We start from the raw sequence: 2,630 nt of genomic DNA, 5'->3' as shown, positions 1-2,630 counted from the left end.
CCTTTTTGTTCTCAATGCGATCCATCATTAAAGATGACGAATCGATGAATGAACTGTATTTCTCCTGGAACACTATAGAACAAACGTAAAAAGCTTTTGCTCTTAAGAGCAAAAGCTTACATCTGTCTAAATTCTAGACAAATCCGTTTTTTTACCGCCTAAAATTTAGACAAAATCAAAATTTCGTGATAACACGAAAACACTAGGCTTTGCCTAGTCTAACACTGAAAGTGATAGCACGTTTTCCTTATGCTCTTCTCGCTACTCAGCTTTCTGCGCTATTTTTTTCGTATATGACAGGGACTGTTTTCATATCGAGTTTTTTAGCTACAACATAGCGTCGGTATCCGTCTGTCAGCATACCGGTTTCACGATTAATCGTAATCGGTTCATCCAGAATTCCGGCCTGTTTCACATGGTCGATAACCAGCTGCGTCTTGTAAGCGCTCGGCTGAAATTGCAGAAATTCTTCCGGCACCTTGATCTGATCCAACGAAATAAAATCTTCCGTTCCCTCCGGCCCTTTCGGCTCCTCTTCTGCTTTCACTTTTTCTTTTTTCTTGGGTTCTTTCTCTTCTTTAACTGCTTCTGCTTGTTTTTCTGGAATCACAGATACTTGAAAGCAAACCACACCAATCTCACCCGGACAATCGTCCACTGGAATATCTAATGTAGGCTCTCCCTGCACCAAAATTTTCTGATTCTGAATGTTTTCTTCTGTTAATCCAGCTTTCTTTAACTGCTTCTGGTTGATAAAAACGGTATATGTAATGGTTGAACTTTTCGGGAGACCCTTTGGGGCTGCTGGAGAACCTTTTTCCTCCATGTCGAATGTATAAAAGTTCTTTTTTAATCGCAATGCACTCACTGGCTTGCCCGTTAACGTAATTTTATGTGCCATACTTTTCTTCTCCCCTTTAGCAGATTAGTATTTTATCGCACTGCAGCATAGGAATTTATTTAAGCATTTATCAGCTAAATAGACGAGAAAAAAGTCTTTCTTCTTCTCCGTTTGTGCTACCTTTTCTTGCCGCATTAATGTACGATCCTGAGCTTCCAGCTTATCTTTTATGTACTTTTGCTGTGGGGCATCGTTTTGATTGATTTCATTTTTTGATTTTGTTTTATAGAGAAGAGCATAAGGAAAGCGTGACCCCACTTTCAGGGTGGTACTAGGCAGAGCCTAGTGTTTTCGTGGGTACGCGAAATTTCCGTTTTGTCAAAAAATTAGACACTTAAAACAGGGGCATTGTCTAATTTTTTGACACCTAAAATAATGCATTACAACTCAAAAAAGAATATCAAAAAACAGCATTTGCTAAAAAAAGACACACTGGCTGTGTTTGCTTTTTGGTTTCCGGTAGACCGGTTCTCTCTTTTTTCTAGTAACGGTTTTTGATTATTTAGTAGGGAATTTCCTCAATCAAATAATCTAGATCTCGTTCTTCCTTCGCCATCAATTCTTGAATTTCCATACGCCAATTTTGTGTACTGCCTGCCGATTCTTCTTCCTGATCTTCAAGCCAGTTAAAGATAGACGGGTGGTTAGAAAATGTCTCTTGGCGTTTTTGGTATGTAAACATTTTAAGCAGGGTTCCATAAAAATAGCCTTTAAAATCTTTCCGGATTTTTCGGTACTTGTGGGCATAGATCGTCTGTTTAAGTGCATCAATTACAATATCTGTGTACTGTTTCAGTTCATGTAGCAAATCAAACTGGCGATAAACAAGGGTAGCTTTTTTCCAAAGATCATAAATATCTTCTGCATCACTAAAGAAAGACTTTGTCGTTTTTACAAATTCATCTGGAACAACTTTCGGTGTAAAAGAATCATCCAGACGTCTATACGTAATATTAATATTAGTTTTTGAATTCAAAAAGATTTTGAATTCATGCTCCCCGTTTTTGTTTTCCGCATCTGCGTCCTTATGCGGTTTTGGAATTTCATCTAGTCCCCGTTTATTATTTTCATCCTCGTTCAGTTCCGCTGTTTCTGTTTCAACCGGCACAATCTGCACAAAGTTAACGGTTTGCTGGTTTTTGTAATAACGCTTAGTCGGCAGGATTTTAACGATATCCATATCCGCTAATTTTTTCAGCCATATCCCGACTGTATCCGGTTTTTTCAGCCCTAGATCTTTGGCTGCTGCCCGCTGCGATTGGAAAGACAGTCCGGGGAAATTCCGAGAAAGATCCCGCAGGTGGTCTAGCAGACGGATCAACTTTCTCTTCCATAAATCCGATAAGTCGCTTTCTTGAATAGTTTTTATATGTTTATTTACAGACTCTCGCATAGCAGGTATGTTTTTAAACGTGGCATAATTACGTTTGTCTACGCGATCAAGCATAATTGTAATCATCAATTGGCTCCTTCTGGACACAAAAAAGAACACTTGCCCGCCGCAACGTTTCCCTGCAGTGTAGAACAGGAAAAGGATACGGCAAGACAAGCGCTCTTTTAAAAAATACAGAAGAATCCCTTGAACTAACAGTTTATATACGCTAAAATAAGGGCATAAAATTGTTAGTTCTAAAGAGTCTGAGCAAGTGTGTTGCCGTGAGTGTTGGTCACGGTAATGCGGTATAATGGAGCGCCAACTCCTTTATACAGCTTAGGCTCTTTTTCTTTT

At 39.1% G+C, this 2,630-nt stretch carries 2 protein-coding genes; both read right to left on the bottom strand.

Annotation, left to right across the window (positions count from 1 at the left end; genetic code table 11):
- Positions 1–265 precede the first annotated feature (265 nt).
- Positions 266–901: a ParB N-terminal domain-containing protein gene (locus VP97_RS22855; RefSeq protein ID WP_050184494.1), complete on the bottom strand. Its 636-nt coding sequence runs from the start codon at positions 899–901 to the stop codon at positions 266–268.
- A 502-nt stretch (positions 902–1,403) separates the two neighbouring features.
- The gene (locus tag VP97_RS22850; RefSeq protein ID WP_050184493.1) at positions 1,404–2,360 is read right to left on the bottom strand and encodes a hypothetical protein; all 957 of its coding nucleotides are present in this window, start codon (positions 2,358–2,360) and stop codon (positions 1,404–1,406) included.
- Positions 2,361–2,630 lie beyond the last annotated feature (270 nt).

It is taken from the genome of Domibacillus robiginosus (assembly GCF_000966195.1).
In the GTDB taxonomy this organism is placed as follows: domain Bacteria; phylum Bacillota; class Bacilli; order Bacillales; family Domibacillaceae; genus Domibacillus; species Domibacillus robiginosus.
This window is presented reverse-complemented; position numbering and strand designations above follow the sequence as displayed.

Bases quoted from the DNA above. Each gene is read 5' to 3' on its own strand.
- VP97_RS22850 (WP_050184493.1), bottom strand. From the start codon at position 2,360: ATGATTACAATTATGCTTGATCGCGTAGACAAACGTAATTATGCCACG.
- VP97_RS22855 (WP_050184494.1), bottom strand. From the start codon at position 901: ATGGCACATAAAATTACGTTAACGGGCAAGCCAGTGAGTGCATTGCGA.